General features: G+C 65.6%; 17 protein-coding genes and 1 tRNA gene. 7 read left to right on the plus strand and 11 right to left on the minus strand.

Features of this window, described 5'->3' with window-relative positions:
- Position 1 precedes the first annotated feature (1 nt).
- Positions 2–1,141, minus strand: coding sequence for an efflux RND transporter periplasmic adaptor subunit (locus H4O11_RS08900; RefSeq protein WP_182339066.1), 1,140 nt, complete (start codon positions 1,139–1,141; stop codon positions 2–4).
- A gap of 156 nt (positions 1,142–1,297) precedes the next feature.
- Between H4O11_RS08900 and H4O11_RS08905 the strand changes: the two genes are divergently transcribed.
- From H4O11_RS08905 to H4O11_RS08925, 5 genes are all read left to right on the plus strand, one after another.
- A complete protein-coding gene (locus tag H4O11_RS08905) occupies positions 1,298–1,981 on the plus strand; it encodes a response regulator transcription factor (protein WP_182339067.1) in 684 nt (227 codons plus the stop codon).
- Positions 1,959–3,338, plus strand: coding sequence for a sensor histidine kinase (locus H4O11_RS08910; protein ID WP_182339068.1), 1,380 nt, complete (start codon positions 1,959–1,961; stop codon positions 3,336–3,338). Before H4O11_RS08905 ends, H4O11_RS08910 begins: the two co-directional genes overlap by 23 nt.
- Before the next feature lie 122 nt (positions 3,339–3,460).
- Positions 3,461–5,554, plus strand: coding sequence for a TonB-dependent siderophore receptor (locus tag H4O11_RS08915; protein WP_182339069.1), 2,094 nt, complete (start codon positions 3,461–3,463; stop codon positions 5,552–5,554).
- Between the two features lie 83 nt (positions 5,555–5,637).
- The gene (locus tag H4O11_RS08920) at positions 5,638–6,777 is read left to right on the plus strand and encodes a PepSY-associated TM helix domain-containing protein (RefSeq protein WP_182339070.1); all 1,140 of its coding nucleotides are present in this window, start codon (positions 5,638–5,640) and stop codon (positions 6,775–6,777) included.
- Positions 6,774–6,968 carry a hypothetical protein gene (locus H4O11_RS08925; protein WP_182339071.1) on the plus strand — a complete coding sequence of 65 codons (195 nt, stop codon included), beginning with the start codon at positions 6,774–6,776 and terminating at the stop codon, positions 6,966–6,968. The genes H4O11_RS08920 and H4O11_RS08925 overlap by 4 nt, the downstream gene beginning before the upstream one ends.
- Positions 6,969–7,019: 51 nt before the next feature.
- Here the strand turns inward: H4O11_RS08925 and H4O11_RS08930 are convergent, their stop codons facing one another.
- Positions 7,020–7,751, minus strand: coding sequence for a class I SAM-dependent methyltransferase (locus tag H4O11_RS08930; protein ID WP_182339072.1), 732 nt, complete (start codon positions 7,749–7,751; stop codon positions 7,020–7,022).
- A 134-nt stretch (positions 7,752–7,885) separates the two neighbouring features.
- Positions 7,886–8,362 carry a hypothetical protein gene (locus tag H4O11_RS08935; protein WP_182339073.1) on the minus strand — a complete coding sequence of 159 codons (477 nt, stop codon included), beginning with the start codon at positions 8,360–8,362 and terminating at the stop codon, positions 7,886–7,888.
- Here H4O11_RS08935 and H4O11_RS08940 point away from each other — a divergent pair.
- Positions 8,349–9,077 (plus strand): hypothetical protein, encoded by a 729-nt coding sequence (locus H4O11_RS08940; protein WP_182339074.1) that lies wholly within the window; start codon positions 8,349–8,351, stop codon positions 9,075–9,077. The two genes, H4O11_RS08935 and H4O11_RS08940, sit on opposite strands and share 14 nt — an antisense overlap.
- Before the next feature lie 404 nt (positions 9,078–9,481).
- On the opposite strand, the gene H4O11_RS08945 is transcribed toward H4O11_RS08940, so the two are convergent.
- From H4O11_RS08945 to H4O11_RS08965, 5 genes are all read right to left on the minus strand, one after another.
- Positions 9,482–10,243: a hypothetical protein gene (locus H4O11_RS08945; RefSeq protein WP_182339075.1), complete on the minus strand. Its 762-nt coding sequence runs from the start codon at positions 10,241–10,243 to the stop codon at positions 9,482–9,484.
- A gap of 57 nt (positions 10,244–10,300) precedes the next feature.
- The gene (gene cueR, locus H4O11_RS08950; RefSeq protein ID WP_246333374.1) at positions 10,301–10,738 is read right to left on the minus strand and encodes a Cu(I)-responsive transcriptional regulator; all 438 of its coding nucleotides are present in this window, start codon (positions 10,736–10,738) and stop codon (positions 10,301–10,303) included.
- 4 nt (positions 10,739–10,742) lie between these two features.
- Positions 10,743–13,163: a heavy metal translocating P-type ATPase gene (locus tag H4O11_RS08955; protein ID WP_182339077.1), complete on the minus strand. Its 2,421-nt coding sequence runs from the start codon at positions 13,161–13,163 to the stop codon at positions 10,743–10,745.
- Between the two features lie 122 nt (positions 13,164–13,285).
- Complete coding sequence (locus H4O11_RS08960) at positions 13,286–14,143, minus strand: SDR family oxidoreductase (RefSeq protein WP_343042807.1); 858 nt, start codon at positions 14,141–14,143, stop codon at positions 13,286–13,288.
- Entirely contained in the window at positions 14,091–15,110 is a 1,020-nt protein-coding gene (locus H4O11_RS08965) for a bestrophin family protein (protein WP_182339079.1), read from the minus strand. Before H4O11_RS08965 ends, H4O11_RS08960 begins: the two co-directional genes overlap by 53 nt.
- Before the next feature lie 464 nt (positions 15,111–15,574).
- On the opposite strand from H4O11_RS08965, the gene H4O11_RS08970 reads away from it, so the two are divergent.
- A complete protein-coding gene (locus H4O11_RS08970) occupies positions 15,575–16,399 on the plus strand; it encodes an alpha/beta fold hydrolase (protein ID WP_220466673.1) in 825 nt (274 codons plus the stop codon).
- Positions 16,400–16,627: 228 nt separating this feature from the next.
- Here the strand turns inward: H4O11_RS08970 and H4O11_RS08975 are convergent.
- The 3 genes from H4O11_RS08975 to H4O11_RS08985 form a co-directional block, all read right to left on the minus strand.
- Positions 16,628–16,702 (minus strand) — tRNA-Val (locus H4O11_RS08975).
- 65 nt (positions 16,703–16,767) lie between these two features.
- Positions 16,768–17,121: a PilZ domain-containing protein gene (locus H4O11_RS08980; protein WP_182339081.1), complete on the minus strand. Its 354-nt coding sequence runs from the start codon at positions 17,119–17,121 to the stop codon at positions 16,768–16,770.
- Entirely contained in the window at positions 17,118–18,083 is a 966-nt protein-coding gene (locus tag H4O11_RS08985; protein ID WP_425506029.1) for a DNA polymerase III subunit delta', read from the minus strand. The genes H4O11_RS08980 and H4O11_RS08985 overlap by 4 nt, the downstream gene beginning before the upstream one ends.
- Positions 18,084–18,085: the final 2 nt, after the last annotated feature.

Raw genomic sequence — 18,085 nt, forward strand, 5'->3', positions numbered from 1 at the left:
GTCAGCCCTGCGGACGCGGTGCGGACGCGTCCTTGATGGAAACCTTCGCGCCGTCGGTCAGTCCCTGCCTGCCGCCTGTTACGACGCGTTCTCCGGCCTGCAGGCCGTCGCGTACCAGCCACTGGTCGCCGACCGCGCGCACGGTGCTGAACTCCCGCAGGCGCGCCAGTCCTTCGTTGTCGATCACCCAGGCCTGGGCATCGCCTCGCGCGCTGCGGTCCACCGCCGACTGCGGCACCAGCAGCGCCTGCTGCCGCGTGCCCTGCCCCACCCTGGCACGCACATACATGCCCGGCAGCAGCTGGCCATCGGGATTGGGGAAGGTGGCACGCAAGGTAATGCTGCCGGTTGCCGGGTCCACGTCCAGGTCGGCGAATTCCAGCGTACCGGGCACCGCATAGTCGGTGCCGTCGGACAGTTTCAAGGTCACCGGCGTGGACGAGGCCTGCACGCCGCCTGCAGCGATGGCCCGGCGCAAGGCGAGGAATTCACTGCTGGACTGGGTGATGTCCACGTTCATCGGATCCAGCCGCTGGATCCTGGCCAGCGGCTCGGCCTGGCCGGAGGTGACCAGCGCACCCGGCGTGAACCGCGCGCGGCCGATACGGCCGGCAATGGGAGCGGTCACGCTGGCAAAGCGCAGGGTAGTGCGCGCCGTATCCAGTGCAGCAGCCGCTGCATCGACGCTGGCATCAGCCTGCCTGGCCGTGGCGATCGCATCATCCACCTCCTGTTGCGAAGCGAGTTGCTCCTTGCCCAGTGCCTGCAAGCGCCCCGCGCGCAGGCGCGCGGCGGCCGCCGTGGCTTCGGCGGTGCGCTGGTTGGCCTGTGCTTCGTTGGCCGCCGCCTGGTACAGCGCCGGTTCGACCTGGAACAACGGCTGGCCGGCGCGGACCATCGCCCCTTCCTCGAACAACCGTCTGAGCAGCACCCCGGAAACCTGTGGGCGCACGTCCGACTCTTCGGAGGCAACGGTACGCCCGGGAAGCTCCTGCTGCAGCGCCACGGCCTGCATCTGCAGGGCCAGGACCTGCACCTCGCGTGGCGCGGACGCTTGTTCCATCTTGTCGCCACTACAGGCAGCAAGGCTGAGGCAGGTCATGGCGGCGAACACCAGCCTGTGGGGGACGGAGAGCAGCATCAAGCAGGTTTCCTGATGGAGGCGACGTGGAAGGGAACGCGGCGAATATAGAAGACCCAGCGGTCGCCAGACGTGCAATCCAGATGAAACATTCTTCATTTGCGCTGGCTCTTCCAGGTTGCGAGGATGTATCGGACCTCATCTCCAAGCTGGCCCATGCCGCGTGTACTGACCATCGAGGACGACGCCATTACCGCCGAGGAAATCGCGACGGAACTGCGCAGCCATGGATTCGAGGTCGACCTGGCATCCGATGGCGACCGCGGGCTGCTGCTGGCCCAGCGCGGTGGCTATGACGTCATCACCCTGGACCGCATGTTGCCGGGCATGGATGGGCTCACGCTCGTTGCCAGCCTGCGCCACCAGGGCATCACCACTCCGGTGCTGATGATCAGCGCACTGTCCGATGTCGACGAGCGCGTGCGCGGGCTGCGTGCCGGCGGCGATGACTACCTGACCAAACCGTTTGCCTCGGACGAGATGTCCGCGCGCGTGGAGGTGCTGCTGCGGCGCCAGGCGCAGGTCGCTCCGACAGACAGCGTGCTGCGCGCGGGCGACGTGGAACTGGACCTCATGGCACGCTGTGCGCGACGCGGCGGGCAGGAGATCGCCCTGCTGCCCACTGAATTCAAGCTGCTGGAATTCCTGATGCGCAATTCCGGCCAGGTGCTCAGCCGGACCATGTTGTTCCAGGAGGTCTGGGGCTACCATTTCGATCCCGGCACCAACCTGATCGAAGTCCACATCGGCCGCCTGCGCCGGCGCATCGAGCAACCCGACCGCCTGCAACCGATCAGGACCGTACGAGGGACCGGCTATGTCTTCGACGCGCCTCACTGAGGGCTGGCGCTCGTCCAGCAGCCGCCTGCTGGGGCTGTATTGCCTGTTGTTCATCGCTTGGTCCAGCGTGCTGCTGGGCGTGGTGTACTGGCGCGTATCCAATTACCTGGACGACATGTCCGAGTCCGCACTGCTGCAGCGTGCGCACCTGTTCCACCGCTTCCAGGGCGACGTGCTGGACGATGCATTGAATGACAGCCTGCGTTACGACATCCATGGCACCTATGCGTACGGCATGTTCACGGCGCAGGGAAAGCACCTGGCAGGGCCGTTGATGGCATTTCCCGCCGGCGTGCGGGCGGACCAGCCCTCACGTGAAATCCCCGGCTGGCTGCTGGCTGGCGGCGAGCGCCGTGAAGCCGGCCGTGCACTGGCGGTGAGCACGCAGGATCAGCGCGTACTGGTGCTGGTGCGGCAAAGCGGAAAGCTGAGCGGGGTGAACAGCATCATCCTCGATGCGCTGCTCTGGGGGATATCACTGACGGTCATTCCCGGCCTGGCCGGCTGGTACTTCCTGCGCCGGCGCCCATTGAAACGAATCCAGCAGATCGAAGGGGTGACCAACCGCATCATCGCCGGCGATCTTGGCCAGCGCCTGCCGGTATCGGATCGTCGCGACGAGATCGATCGCCTGTCCAGCATCGTCAACGCGATGCTGGAACGCATCGAGCAGTTGATGACCGAAGTGAAAGGCGTCTGCGACAACATAGCCCATGACCTGCGTACCCCGCTGACACGCCTGCGTGCGCACCTGTACCGCACACGCGTGGAACTGGGCGACAGCCCGCATACCGTGCAGATGGACAAGGCACTGGCCGAGACCGACCTGCTGATGGCCCGCTTCAGCGCACTGCTGCGGGTTTCCGAACTGGAAAGCGGGCAGCGCCGCTCGGCGTTCGAAGACGTGGACGTGGCTGCGTTGCTGGGCGAGCTGCATGAGTTCTACCTGCCACTGGCCGAAGAAAAGCGGCAGGCACTGGTGCTGGAAATCGAAAGCGGCGTACACACGCTGCGCGGCGACCGGGAACTGCTGTTCGAAGCGCTGGCCAACCTGTTGTCCAACGCGATCCGCTTCACCCCTGAAGCGGGGCGGATCCTGTTGCGGGCGGTGGATGATGACGGCGTGCCGCGCATCGACGTAATGGATACCGGGCCAGGCATCGCCGAGCAGGACCGGGAACTGGTGTTCCAGCGCTTCTTCCAGGGGCAGGACGAAGCCGGGCGGGCGGAGGGATTCGGCCTGGGGCTTTCCATCGTGGCCGCCATCGCCGGACTGCACGGTTTCCGGCTGCGCGCGAGCGGCGCGGAGGGCGGCGGTGCCTGGCTGAGCCTGCGCTGCGCCCCGGAAACGCTGTGATTGTGATGAGGACAGCCGCGCCGGCCACATCCGCCACTGAATGCATTCGCTGCTGCGAATCATTTGTACTTACATATCCATAACGGGATAATCCGTCGCTATTGCCCTCCCGGATCGCGACCATGTCTGCCCCGCTGCGCCCCCGCGCCTTGCTGTTGCTTGCCCTCGGCACCCCCACCCTGCTGGCCACCGCGGTGGCGCAGGCACAGGACAGCGGCGATGCCCGTACGCTGGATGGCGTGAACGTGGTGGCCGACCGGGCCAGTACCGCAACCAAGACCGATACCCCGCTGACACAGACCCCGCAGGCCATCAGCGTGGTCACCCGCCAGTTGTTCACCGACCGTGGCGCCCAGAACCTGCAGGAGACGCTGCGCTACAGCGCCGGCGTCACCGCCGAAGCCTATGGCCTGGACAGCCGGGGCGACGGCAGCAGCATCCGCGGCCTGGACCCGGTGCAGTACCTGGACGGCCTGCGCCGCGTCCATGGCTTCAGCCCGATGGCGCGGCCGGACGTGTTCGGCCTGGAACGCGTCGAGGTGCTGCGCGGCCCGTCCTCTGTCCTGTATGGCGCTGGCGCGACCGGCGGCATCATCAACGCCATGAGCAAGCGCCCCAGCCTGCAGGACGGCGGCGAAGTCGGCGTGCAGCTGGGCAGCTTCGACCGCCGCCAGTTGCAGGGCGACGTCACCGGTGCGTTGAACGAATCAGGCACGCTGGCCGGCCGCCTGGTCGGAGTGGTGCGCGAATCCGGCTCGCAGACCGACCACGTGGACGATGACCGCATCTACCTGGCACCGTCGATCAGCTGGTTCGGCGAAAGCAGCAACCTGACCGTGCTGGCCAGCTACCAGCGCGACAAGGGCGCGTCCACCCAGCAGTTCCTGCCGGTGGTGGCTTCGCTGCGCGCGCCGGAAGGCCGCCGGCTGGACCCGTCCACCTTCCTTGGCGATCTGCAGTTCGACAAGCTCGACACGCGCATGGCCAGCCTGACCGTCCTGTTCGACCACCGTTTCAGCGACAGCATCAACTGGCGCTCGAACCTGCGCTACATCGATTCGAAAACGGAATTCCGCGAACTGTTCCCGGATGTCTACAGCAACCCGGATGCTCCGTTCCTGGATGCCGACCAGCGCATGCTCAACCGCACCGCCTACGGCACGCGTCCGGACAACCGCATCCTCAGCAGCGACAACGCGCTGGAATTCAGCTTCCGCACCGGAGCGTTCGAACACCAGTTGCTGGCCGGCGTGGACTACACCGATTTCCGCGAGGAGTCGTCCGACCTGGTGGCCAGCGCCACGCCCATCGACATCTACAACCCGGTATCAGGCGGGGTGGACATCGAAGGCTGGCAGCGCCTGCCCAACCAGCGCTCCACCCAGCTGGGCGTCTACCTGCAGGACCAGATCCGCTGGGCCGACCGCGTGTCGCTGGTGCTGGGCGCGCGCCGTGACCACGCCCGGTCGAAGACCGAAGGGCTGCCCAGCCAGACCGACAATGCCAGCACCTTCCGTGTCGGCCTGATCGGCGAGATCGGCGCCGGTGTTTCGCCGTACATCAGCTACAGCGAATCGTTCCTGCCGGTCACCGGGCAGGATCTGTACGGCCGCGCGTTCGTGCCGATGGAAGGCCACCAGGTCGAAGCCGGCGTGAAGTGGCAACCGCATCGCAATGCGCTGTTCACCCTGGCCGGTTACCGCATCACCGAGACCAACCGGCAGACCAACGACCCGGACAATGTGCTCAACGTCATCCAGACCGGCGAAATCCAGTCCAAGGGCGTGGAGCTTGAAGGCGCCTACGCGTTCGACAACGGCTTCAACGTGACCGCCGCGTATGCGCACAGCGAACCGGAAGTAACCCGCAGCACCTATGCACCGGAGGTGGGCGTGCGCCTGAACGACACCCCGCAGGATCTTGCTTCGCTGTGGCTGTCCAAGGAGTTCCAGCTCGATGCCGATGCACGGCTGCGGCTGGGCATCGGCGGGCTCCATGTGGGCAGCACCGTGTCCTCCGGCCCGGGCGGCTACCTGCGTACCCCGGGCTACACGCTGGCCGATGCGTTGATGGAGATCCAGGTGACGGACTGGACGATGGGACTGAACATCACCAACCTTGCCGACAAACGTTACTTCGCCCCATGCCGTAATTTCGGCGACTGCTTCACCGGCAGCCCACGCGTGGTGACCGGCACCATCCGCTACCGCTTCTGATCGATCACGCCACGCCCTGGTAGAACGGGGCCCTGCCCCGCTGCTTCCTGCACCTCCAGCTGCCGCCCGAGGAACTTCGATACATGCAACGCGCCACCATCAAAACCTGGTTCGTCGTCCACAAGTGGACCAGCCTGGTCTGCACGCTGTTCCTGCTGCTGTTGTGCGTGACCGGCCTGCCGCTGGTATTCGGGCACGAGATCGGCCACCTGACCGGCGCCGACCCGGACGTACCGGCAGCGCCCGCCGATGCGACCCTGCGCGATCTCGACGCACAGGTACAGACCGCGCTGCAGCACTATCCTGGCAACGTACCGCTGTTCGTCGGCTGGGATCCGGATGCACCGGTCATGTACGTCAACACCGGCGCGCGGACGGATACCCCGCCACCGCAGATGCAGACCGTGCTGCTCAACACCATCAGCGGCGAACAGGTCCCGGCACCACAGTTCAACGAAGGGGTGATGTACTTCCTGTACCGCCTGCATACCGACGTGTTCCTCGGCTTGCCGGGCATGTTGTTCATGGGCGCGATGGGACTGTTGTTCGTGGTCGCCATCGTGTCCGGCCTGGTGCTGTACGGGCCATTCATGCGCAAGCAGCGCTTCGGCACCCTGCGCACCGGGCGCAGCCGCAGGCTGGCTTGGCTGGACCTGCATAACGTGCTGGGCGTGGTCACCCTGGGTTGGGCGCTGGTGGTCGGCCTGACCGGTGCGATCAACACGCTGGCCAAACCGCTGGAACAGGCATGGCAGACCGAGCAGCTGGGCGAGTTCGCCGCGCAGTATGCCGGCCAGCCCAAGCCGACCCGGCTGGCCTCGTTGCAGGCGGCCGTGGACACCGCACGCACGGCGGAGCCTGGCATGCGCCCGGCCTTCGTCAGCTTCCCCGGCACCGGCTACAGCGGCGACCATCACTACGGCGTGTTCATGCAGGGCAGTACGCCGCTGACTGAACGCCTGTACCGGCCGGTGCTGATCGACGCACAGACCGGTGCACTCACCGCGCAACCGCAACTGCCGACTTACATGACCGTGCTGCTGCTCAGCCAGCCACTGCATTTCGGCGACTATGGCAAGCTGCCGTTGAAGATCCTGTGGGCGCTGCTGGACCTGTTGACCATCATCGTGCTGGTCAGCGGCCTGTACCTGTGGTTCAAGCGCGGCAGTACCGAAACGCGCGTGGCCGAGATCGAGCGCGCACAGACGCAGGAGGTTGCATGAGCCGGCCGGTGGACAAACGTCCCGCACCGCGCAGTCCTTTCATCGCGCCGACGTGGATCGCCCTGGCCAGCCTGGTGGGGCTGGTCAGCGCGCTGGTCGGCGACGGCGTGTTCGACGTCGTTTCGTGGCTGGTGTTCAGCGCCTTGATCGCGCTGTTCGTGCGTGCCTGGATCAAGCGCGACCGCCGCTGAACCGTGCTTCGGCGTGGTGGTGGGTGACAGGCATGGCCCGCCACTACCCGGTCAGCGTTCGCACACCAGGTTCACCGACATGCAGTTGTGCACATAGGCTTCCCAGTAACCTGCGGGCCGGCCGGTGATGTCCTCTTCCAGCAGCACTGGCTCGTGCCAGCGCAACCTGCTGAAGCCGGCAGCCAGGATGGCCTGCTCATAATGGTCGCGCGCCCAGCGATAGTTGATGATCCGTGCCGGTGGCGTCCCCGGAAACTCCAACTGCAGGCGGGTGCCCTGCTTCCAAGGTACTTCCTCCAGCACTTTCACGCCGTACATCGCGTAGTCCCCCAGCGCGAGGCGGTAGTCAGGGTTGAACGTCTGGATGACCAGTTTCCCATCGCGCTTGAGGTGCGGCAGTACCGCGGCAAACATCCGCTGCAGCTCGTCCAGCGACTGCGCGTAATTGAACAGGTATGCCGCCAGCACGACGGAGTACTCGCCGGCGAATGGCATCGCCATGACATCATTCCGCTGGAAGGTCATGCCATCGCCCCGGTGCGCGGACAGCGCGCGTGCAAAGTCGATCATGCCCTGCGACTGGTCCACGCCGTGGGCGCTGCGCGCCCCGAAGCGCAGGAATTCCCGACCGTAGTAGCCGGATCCACAGGCCAGGTCCAGCACGTCCCGTCCTTCCAGGTCGCCGGCCAGACGCAGCATGGTGCGCAACTCGATCGGCCGGGTCGGCGATGCGTAGGCATAGGCTACGTACTGGTCGACAATGCTGTCGTACTTCGCGCTCATCACATCTTCCTTCCATAGTCAGGAACGTTGTAATGAGACGCTATCGACTGACTGCGCTTACTTGAAGAGGCAAAAGCGACGCCAAGGCATCGGGCCGTTGTAGCGCCGGGCCATGCCCGGCGAACGTCAGGCCTTCAGCACGTACCGCGTGCTGCGCCCACCGCCGGGCAACTGGCTTGCGCTGATACCCCATCAAAGCTGCGTTCGCCACCGTGAAGCAACCGGCCCAAGACCTTGACCTGCTCATCGAAAAGACCATCGTCGCGATGCGCCTGCCATAAGCACGCTTTGGCCATCACACGTTCGGCCATGCCCAACCGCCAGCGCACCGAGCCCACGTCCAACCCCTCGCCCTCGATGGCCGAGGCGTGATGATGTTGGACAGCAGCGTATCCAGCGCGTCCTGCGACTCCTGAAGGAACGATGAGCCGATTAATTAGCCTATTCGGCTCATCTGAGAATCCAGGACAGCATTGTCGCGGGGCCTCCGGCCATATCATTCTCCGCGCCGGGCCATCATGCTGGAGGCAGGACAGGAAGGTCTGCGGTACCGCCTTGTTCTTTTCAATGTACGCCGCAAACGCAAGGAGCTGCTGAATGTCGAACACCATCGAATCACTGCAGGCGCAGGTCGACTCGCTGAAGAGGACCCAGCGCAGGCTGGGCACGGGTCTCGCTGCCGCAGCCCTGTTGGCCATGGCGGGCGTGCTGGTGGGCGCAACGGCGCAGCGCAATGCGACGTTCGACGTCATCGATGCCCAACGCATCAACATCAAAGAACCCGACGGCACGCTGCGGCTGGCCATCTCCAACCGGACACTGTTTCCCGGCGCCATCATCCATAACAAGGAACAGCCGCATCCACGCCCCATGGCGGGCATGCTGTTCTTCAATGATGAGGGCACCGAGAACGGTGGACTGATCTACAACGGCCATCTTGGAAAGGATGGCAAGCCATCCAGCGGGATGAGCCTGACCTTCGACCGCTACCAACAGGACCAGCAGATGCAGTTGTTGGGCGTCGATGAAGCAGGCCAGCACTACGCCGGCCTGACCCTCAACGACGTTGTTGACGGGCTGGAACGCCCCATCTTCTCCGCTGCGGATGAGACACTGCATGGAAAGGGAATCCCCGCGATTACCCGTCGTGTCTTCCTCGGCAAGTCGGAAACGCGCGATTCGGTGCTGGAACTGCTGGACGCCGATGGAAAGCCCCGGCTGGAACTGGCGGTAACGCCAACCGGCGAGGCCACGCTGCGTTTCCTGGACGAGCACGGCAAGCCAACGCGCGAAATTTCAGGGGTACGCACCAGTGCACCGCAATGAGTGACAGGGCACCGATGCTGGGCAATGGCCGCGCTGGGCTGTGACGCTTTACGTGCCTGCATGCAGCCACAGCTCGCCGGCCTGACGCCGTTCGTTCTATTGGGTGAATCCTTCGGCAGTCCGTTGTCCATCATGCTTGCCAGCAGCGCACCGCCCACGTTGCGCGGACTGGCCCTTTCCACGCCATTTGCTCTGCCTGCAGGCACGACAAGACAGGCTGCTTGCCATCACGGTGAAGGAAGCACGGGACAGATGGGTGCCGGCCTCGATGGCATCGCATTCGTTCCATGGCCCGCACCTGCTTCTGCAAGCAAGGGCCATGGCAACCGCTTCATGTTTGGCGACGTGGATGAAACGTTTGCCAGCCTGAGGCTGCCGCGATATCGATCAGCGGCGGTGCACCGTCACCGGACGAAGAAGGCGCTGCGTGCAATGCCCGCGTTGTTGCCCGGCCCCATCCAGGCACGGATTTCCAACTCGTGGACGCCAGCGACATCGGTAGGAACATCCACGCTGAACAGTGAGTCGGCCGGGTCATAGGTCATTGCATATCGGCGTGGCGCGCCGCCGTCGACGGTCAGGTACGCCTCTACTTCGGTATCAGCCAGCCGCCATGGGCCGTCGGCGCTGATCGGGCAGCCGCACAGCATGGTGACACCTGCGCGCACAGGGACCGATGCACCGCGCGCCACCACCTGGTAGGCAACCGGGGTGGCCAGATCGACAATCAGGCCAGGCAGTTCCATCCGCCAGCCATCACCGGCGGTGAGGTGGCGCCCGGGCAGGATCCACTGCGTACTGGTGGCGGTGGTGGTCGCCTGTGGCTGGCTGAGCGGGCCGGTGACGCTCAGGGTGACCCGACGCGGATGGTCGATGTCCAACGTGGCGCGGAAGGCAGCGGAATCGTCACTGGACAGCGTGCCGCTACCCGTACTGGAACCGCCCATGATCTTGCCGGTGTCGCCGGTGGTTCCAGCCGTCAGGCCGCGTGCCAGCACTTCCCCGGTGTCGGCGTCGGTCATGACCACGCGCACGGGCGCTGTATATCCCCCCATGAACTTGGCGCCACGCGCCAGCACCCGCACGTCCACCTTGGTGGGTTCGGCCAGTGCCGGGGCAGCAAACACCAGCGATGCACACAGTGCGGCGATGAATGAAGGGCGCATGGAATCAGTCCTCGAGGCGAAGGGAAAGGATCACAGATTACCGCTGGCCGGGCACCCTCACGGGGGCGTGTTCCCGCTCAGGTCGTCCAGGATCGGACAGTCCGGACGCTGGTCGCCATGGCAGCGACGGGCGAGATCATCCAGCGTGCGTTGCATTGCCTGCATCTCCGCGATGCGCTTGCCCAGCTCATCGGCATGCTGCCTGGCCAGCTTCTTCACTTCCGCGCTGGCACGCGAGCGGTCGGACCAGAGTGCCAGCAATACCATGATCTGCTTCATCGAGAACCCGAGCAGGCGCGAGCGCTTGATGAAGCGCAACCGGTGGATGTCCTGGCCACTGTAAAGCCGGTAACCGGCAAACGTCCGGGCCGCTTCGGGGATCAACCCGATGCTCTCGTAATGGCGGATCATCTTGGCGGTGACACCGGAAAGGCTGGCGGCTTCCCCGATGTTATGCAGGCCCTGGCCGCGTGCCTCACCCAGTTCGGGCAGCATCGTTTCATCCGGCATCCCGCACCTCCGCAGTGATACCCGATGGTACTGGCCGCCAGCGCTTCAACAACAATGTATTGCCCAGCACGCTGACCGACGAGAACGCCATGGCCGCGCCAGCGAAGATCGGGTTGAGAAGCCCCATCGCCGCCAGCGGGATGCCGACCACGTTGTAACCGAACGCCCAGAACAGGTTCTGGTGGATCTTGCGGGTGCTGCGCCGGGAAATGTCGATGGCATCAGCCACCAGGGCGATGTCCGGGCGCATCAGGGTGATCGCTGCGGCGTGCATGGCAACGTCCGTGCCGGAGCCCATCGCGATGCCGACATCGCTCGCCGCCAGCGCCGGGGCATCGTTGATGCCATCACCGACCATCGCTACCACGCCCTGCTGTTTCAGCGCGCGGATGGCGTCGACTTTCTGCTCCGGCCGCACATTGGCGTGTACCTCGTCGATGCCCAGGCTGTCGGCGATGCTGCGTGCCGCACCCTCGTTGTCGCCAGAGATCATCACGGTCTGGATGCCCAGTGCATGCAGGCGCGCAATCGCCTCACGTGCACCGGTGCGGGCTTCATCGCGGAAAGCCAGCAGGCCCTGCACCTGGATGGAATCACCGTGCTGGCTGGCCACCCATGACAGCGTATGGCCATGCGCTTCCAGTTCCTTCGCGCGGATACCCAGTGCACCAATATCAGCATTGATTTCCTGCATCAGGGCCTGGTTGCCCAGCCATGCCTGGCTGCCGTCGACGCGTCCGGCCAGGCCGCGGCCCGGCAACGCCCGTGTATCGGTCGCGGCAGCCACCGGCGTCGCCTCGCGCAGGACGGCACGTGCCAGAGGATGCTCACTGCCCGCCTGCAGCGCTGCCGCCAGCGAAAGCAGCGCTTCGCGACCGCCAACAAGTGCGACCGCCTCCACCAGGCGCGGCTGGCCTGCGGTAAGGGTGCCGGTCTTGTCGAACGCAACGATCTGCACCTTATGCGCGATTTCCAGCGCCTGCGCATCTTTGATCAGGATGCCGGCACGGGCCGCTACGCCGGTGCCGGCCATGATCGCCGTGGGCGTCGCCAGGCCTAGTGCGCAGGGACAGGCGATGACCAGCACGGCCACGGCATTGAGGATGGCGGCGTTCCAGTCCTGTGTCAGCAGGCCCCAGGCGAGCATCGTCAGCAGCGCGATGGCCACCACGATGGGCACGAAGATCGCACTGATGCGGTCGACCGTCTTCTGGATGGGCGCTTTCCCGGCCTGTGCATCTTCGACCAGCCGGATGATGCGCGCGAGCGCGGTTTCGCTGCCGACGGCGCGGGTTTCGACCACGACCACGCCTTCGCCGTTGACCGCACCGCCAGTGACCCGGTCGCCGATGTCCTTGGCCACGGGCAGCGATTCACCGGTGATCAGCGATTCGTCGGCATGGGTCCGCCCCTCGCGCACGTCACCGTCGACCGGAAAGCGCTCGCCCGGGCGCACCACCACCAGATCACCCGGCTTCACGCTTTCAACCGGTACGTCGATGTCGCCTGATGCGCCACGCACGCGTGCGGTGGAGGGCTTCAGTGCCTGCAGCGCGCGGATGGCTTCGGTGGTCTGGCGCTTGGCGCGCGCTTCCAGGAACTTGCCCAGCAGGATCAAGGTGATGATCGCGGCCGAAGCCTCGAAATACAGCGCAGTGGAACCCTGCAGCAGGTGATGCAGGCTCAGGCCAAAGCCGGCCGAGGTGCCCAGGGCCACCAGCAGATCCATGTTGCCGGTGCCGGCCTTTACCGCCTTCCACGCAGCGCGGTAGAAGCGCGCACCCAACCAGAACTGCACGGGAGTGGCCAGGACAAGCTGCACCCAGCCCGGCAGCATCCAATGCTGGCCAAACAGCATGCCGATCATCGGCAGCACCAGGGGTGCAGTCAGGACGGCGGCGATGACCAGGTGGCGTGCTTCGCGATTGGACTTTGCATGGGTTGCCTCCGCCTTCGTGCCATCCGCGGTGGCGGTGGCCGCCTGCGGTCGCCGGGCGGCGTAGCCGGCAGCAAGCACGGCCGCGACAAGGCGTTCGATGTCCGCGCTACCGGCGGTGCGTATCCGCGCGCGCTCGGTGGCCAGGTTGACCGATGCATCCAGCACCCCGGGCACCTGCTTGAGCGCGCGTTCCACACGCCCCGCGCAGGACGCGCAGGTCATGCCCTCGATGGCCAGTTCGGCCTCGCCGGTGCCCACGGTGTAGCCGGCCGCTTCGATCGCCTGGGCGATGTCTGCCACCGTGGGCAATGCAGCGCCCCGGACTTCGGCCGTTTCCGTGGCCAGGTTGACGGTCGCCGCTTCCACGCCCGGCAGTTGCTTCAGTGCCCGCTCCACCCGCCCAGCGCAGGTTGCACAACTCATCCCTTCGACGGGAAATCGCAGATCGGCGGGAGGATTGGCGGCTGTCATGGGAGGGTCTCCTGGTTGATGCGTCCAGCCTGGGCCTTCCCATCATAGGAAGGTCAAGCGATCGGCGCACCTCAAGCCTTCCCCCCTCCCCCGGCACCTGGCCTGGCCATGCACACCAAGGGTCAGCCAAGAAACATGCCGCCATCCACACGAAGCTCGGCGCCGTTGACGAAGCGGCTCTCATCCGATGCCAGGAACAGGGCGGCAGCGGCCAGTTCCTCGGGATCGCCAAGCCGGCCGGCCGGAATCCGGTCGGCCATCGATTGCAGGAAGGCCGGCCGATCGGCCTCGGGGACGCCCAGCTTTTCCACGATGGCCGTGTCCACGGGGCCGGGAACAAGCACGTTTACGCGGATCCGGCGGTCTTTAAGTTCCAGCGCCCAGCTGCGCGCGAATGCTTCGATGGCCGCCTTGGAACCTGCGTACACGGCGTGGCCCTGCAGCACGCGGCCCGAGGCAAGCGAGCTGGTCACGATGATGCTGGCTCCATCGCGCAGGATCGGCACCATGGCCTGCACGCCGAAGAACACCCCCCGCGTGTTGATGGAAAACTGCGCGTCGAATTCCGTCGGCGAAACAGCCGCCGAATCCTGGATGGTCAGCACCCCGGCGTTGGCAACGTACACGTCAAGCGCGCCGAAGTCGCGGCGCACCTGCCGGGCAACCTGGGCATGATGGGCGATGTCGGCCACGTCGCCACATATACCCATCGCACCGTGGCCGATGATGGCGAGTGCCTCCTCCAGCACCTGCTGCCGCCGGGCAGTGATGATCACCTGCGCTCCCTCTTCGGCAAAGCGTTGGGCGGTAGACAGGCCGATGCCGCTGTTGCCACCGGTGACCAGCGCTACTTTGTTTTCCAAGCGTTTCATTGCAACGGTTCCTGATGTTGTTCGGGCGATGTGCCCATTGCCTTTGTGAATAAACTCAACCTGCGGCCATATGGACGCCCACTGCGGGTCCCACGCGCTGCGGAACACGCCCGCTGGCTTCGGCAAGCACGCCTTTCAGTTCCTGCTCCAGCGACATGCAGATGCGCGGGAGGGACACGCCGTCGGCACTGCTTTCGAATGGATTGGGCGGACCTTGGCCGGCACGATCAAGCGCCAGGTACAGCCAGGTCACCAATGCCGACAGCGGCACGATGCACCACGACGCGACGGCTCCCATCAGCGCGTCGTCGAAGATCACCAGCGGTGCCAGGGCATCGAGCAGACCAAAGGGAAGAAACAGCGCGAATACCCAGAGAAGGGCAGCGCCGATGAAGCGGGATTGGCGCGGATGCGAATCTTCCTTCAGCTGCTCCGTGCTTGCCTGCAGCGCCTGCAGTTGTTGCAGCAGGCGGTGCATTTCCAGCGACGATGCAGCGTCCAATCCGCCCTGCGCCACCAGCGCCGTCAGTGCCTTGCCCTGCAGCACCAGCACCTGGCCGGCCTTGTTGTCCGCCCGCAGGATGCACCTGCGTTCCGTTGCATCCACATACCGGCCTAGCGCCTGCGCCAAGGCGGACTCCTTCTCCGGCATCGCATAGCTGCCGTAGGCGAGATTCGGCCTGTCCCTGGAAGCCTCCCATTCCTGGCTGAAGCGCACCTGGTGGCGCAGCGCTGCCAGCCACGCCAGGTGGCGATGCACCAGTTTCCCGGCGGCCTGTCCGTCCAGCGGCAGGTTGCAGCTCAGCAGGGTCCAGCTGCGGCTGGCTGCGATGATCGATGCCCAGACGCGCCGGGCATCGGTCGTCCGTCCGCAGGTGCGTACCGCCTTTAGCCCGCTGGTGATCGCCAGCGTGAGCCCCAGCATCGTCAGCAGGCTCCAGGGCAGGCTGATCCATTGCCCGTCGGACAATCGGTACATCGCGATGATGGCTGCGGCATAACCAATGGCCAGGTACATGGGGCGCCTCGTCGACAGCACGAACTCGCCGAAACCCTGGGAATTCCGCACGTACATGGCTGCGTTCTCCTCGGTAGGCAGGCAGCGCAGGTTAGGCCGGGCCACGCACGTCCGGAAGGCAGGGACGCATCTCCATGATGTTTCTGCACACGCAACAATCAGCGCCGACATGGCCGAGCCCGAGCCCGCCCCGCAGGCGCAACGCATCCCGCCATTGTTGCGCCGCGCACAACACGGAGCGTCCCTGCGGCTGCCTACCCGATGGCCCCACGGCGACCTAGATTGCGGCCACACGGGGACCTCCCCGTGCCCCTTCCTTCGCAGAATCGAGGCCCTCCATGAAACGACACGCGTCCGGCCATGAGGCCGATCCTTCCACCGATCCGATCAAGGGCGTGGACGAAGGCCGGCGGTTGCTGGTCACCGCAGGCATTGCCGCCGCTGGAGCAGCGGCACTTCCCCTGACCGCCACCTCTGCACCATCACGCCACCTCTCCGTTTCCCCTCCAAGGAAAGACGACATGCAATCGATCACCACCACAGACGGCGCCGAAATCTTCTACAAGGATTGGGGCAGCGGCCAACCGATCGTCTTCCACCATGGCTGGCCGTTGTGTTCGGACGACTGGGATACGCAGTTGTTGTACTTCCTGGCCCACGGCTACCGCGTCATCGCCCACGACCGTCGCGGCCACGGTCGATCCAGCCATACGGCAACAGGCAATGACATGGATACCTATGCCAGGGATGTGGCGGCCTTGGCCGAACACCTGGACCTGCGTGACGCCATCCACGTGGGACACTCCACCGGTGGTGGCGAGGCCGCACGCTACGTCGCCCGCCACGGTGCCGGCAGGGTGGCCAAGCTGGTGCTGGTGGGTGCGGTGCCGCCGCAGATGCTGCGCACCCCAGCCAACCCTGGCGGCCTGCCGCGCGAGACCTTCGATGGCCTGCGCAAGGAACTGGCGGCCAGCCGCGCGGGCTTCTACTGGACCTTCCCGGTCCCGTTCTATGGCTTCAACCGCGCAGGCAATCCGCTCTCCGAACCAATCCGCATGAACTGGTGGCGGCAGGGCATGATGGGAGGTGCCAAGGCACAGTACGACTGCATCGCGGCGTTCTCGGAAACGGATTTCACCGAGGACCTGAAACAGATCACCATGCCCACCCTGGTGATGCATGGCGACGACGACCAGATCGTGCCCATCGCCGACTCGGCCGTACTTTCAGCCAAGCTGCTGCGCAACGCCACGTTGAAGGTGTACGCCGGCTATCCGCATGGCATGTGCACGACCCACGCCGATACCATCAACCCGGACCTGCTCGCCTTCTTCCGCGGCGGCTGAAGGCTGCCATCAACGGGCGGGGAACCTTGCGCATGGATGCGCCGTGTCGGTCATCGTGCCTCCAATCGGTTCCCCGCCGCCGCCTTGATCAGCTTACGACCGGCAACAAGCAGGCCGTCCCGCAGGTGTCAGGCTTTCACGCCTGACGCAGGGGCACTTGGCTGCACCCAGGAAAGCAGCCATGAAAAAACCGGCCAAGGCCGGTTTCGTCATGATTCTTCGAATTCGTGGTGGGCGGTACAAGGTTCGAACTTGTGACCCTTGCCGTGTGAAGGCAATGCTCTACCGCTGAGCTAACCGCCCGATGCTGCTGAGCCGCTCATTATAGGAACTTTTCCGGGAGCGTCAACACTTTCCACGCCCGGTCTTCACATGGTGTGGGTCGGCTTTTCCGAGGCGGTCAGGCCAGCCAGCAGGGCCTCGATCTTGTTGCGCACGGTCTCACCTTCCACGCCATCGGCCAGCTGCATGCCGATGCCGGCGGTGCGGTTGCCCTGCGCGCCAGCCGGCGTCACCCAGATCACCTTGCCGGCCACCGGCAGCCGCTCGTTGGAATCGGGCAGGGTCAGCAGCAGGAACACTTCATCGCCCAGGAAGTAGCGCTTCGGCGTGGGCACGAACACCCCGCCATTCTTCACGAACGGCATGTAGGCGCTGTACAGCGCGGCCTTGTCCCTCACGGCAAGCGAGAGGATGCCTTGTCGGGCGTTGTTGGCACTCATCGATTTCCCCTTGCTTGCTGCCGTTCGTTGACCCTGTTCCAGGCCAGCAACAACTCCACCACGGCCAGGTCCGCGCGTACGGTGGTGCGCAGCAGGTCGCGGGTCCGGTTGGCAGCGTCGAACCAGGCTGCCAGCTTGTTCAAACGCTCCGGCGCGGTCAAGCCATCGCTGCTGGCCTGGGCCAGCGCCAGTTCGGCGGCGAACCGCAGCCGCAGCGCGGCGCGTTCATCGCCACACCACTTCTGCGCCAGCGCCACCGCACCGGTGCGCCCCGCGGCCAGCTGTTCCAGGTCCTTGGCGACCTCCCGGCGCAGCACCAGGCCCTCTTCGCGCAGCCAGCTGTCGGCCAGCCCGGGATGGCCACGTGCCGCGTCCAGGGCTTCGCGCGCATCGGCGTCGCCGTGCCCCTGCTGCTGCAGCCAGGCCAGGGCCTCGGCATAGGGCGGCAATTTGAACTCCAGCCGCTGGCAGCGGCTGCGCACCGTCTGCGGCAGGCGCGCCGGATCGCTGCTGACCAGCCACAGGTAACGGCCCGGCTGCGGTTCTTCCAGCGTCTTCAGCAACGCGTTGCAGGCGGCGCGGTTGATCGCATCGGCCGGATCGACGATGACCACCTGGGCCACGCCGTATTGCGGGGTCAGCGAGAGCTTCTGGCCGATCTCGCGCACCTGTTCGATGACGATCTCGGTACGCAGCTTGTCGCCGCTCTTGTTCGGGATGAAGCTGATGATCTGCAGGTCAGGATGCGTTCCGGCCGCGATCAGCTGGCTGCTACGCTCGGCCTGCGCCCCACCGCCCTGCGACAACACATGCAGCGCCAGCGCTTCGGCCACCGCGCGCTGGCCCAGGCCGGCCGGGCCGCAGATCAGCAGGCCATGGCCCAGGCGACCGGCATCCAGCGCCGCGATGGTCTGGTCGTATGCGCGCTGCTGCCACGGTGAAAAACTGCTGGTCGTCGGCATGC

The sequence above is a fragment of the Stenotrophomonas tumulicola genome, from assembly GCF_014117215.1.
Lineage (GTDB): Bacteria > Pseudomonadota > Gammaproteobacteria > Xanthomonadales > Xanthomonadaceae > Stenotrophomonas > Stenotrophomonas tumulicola.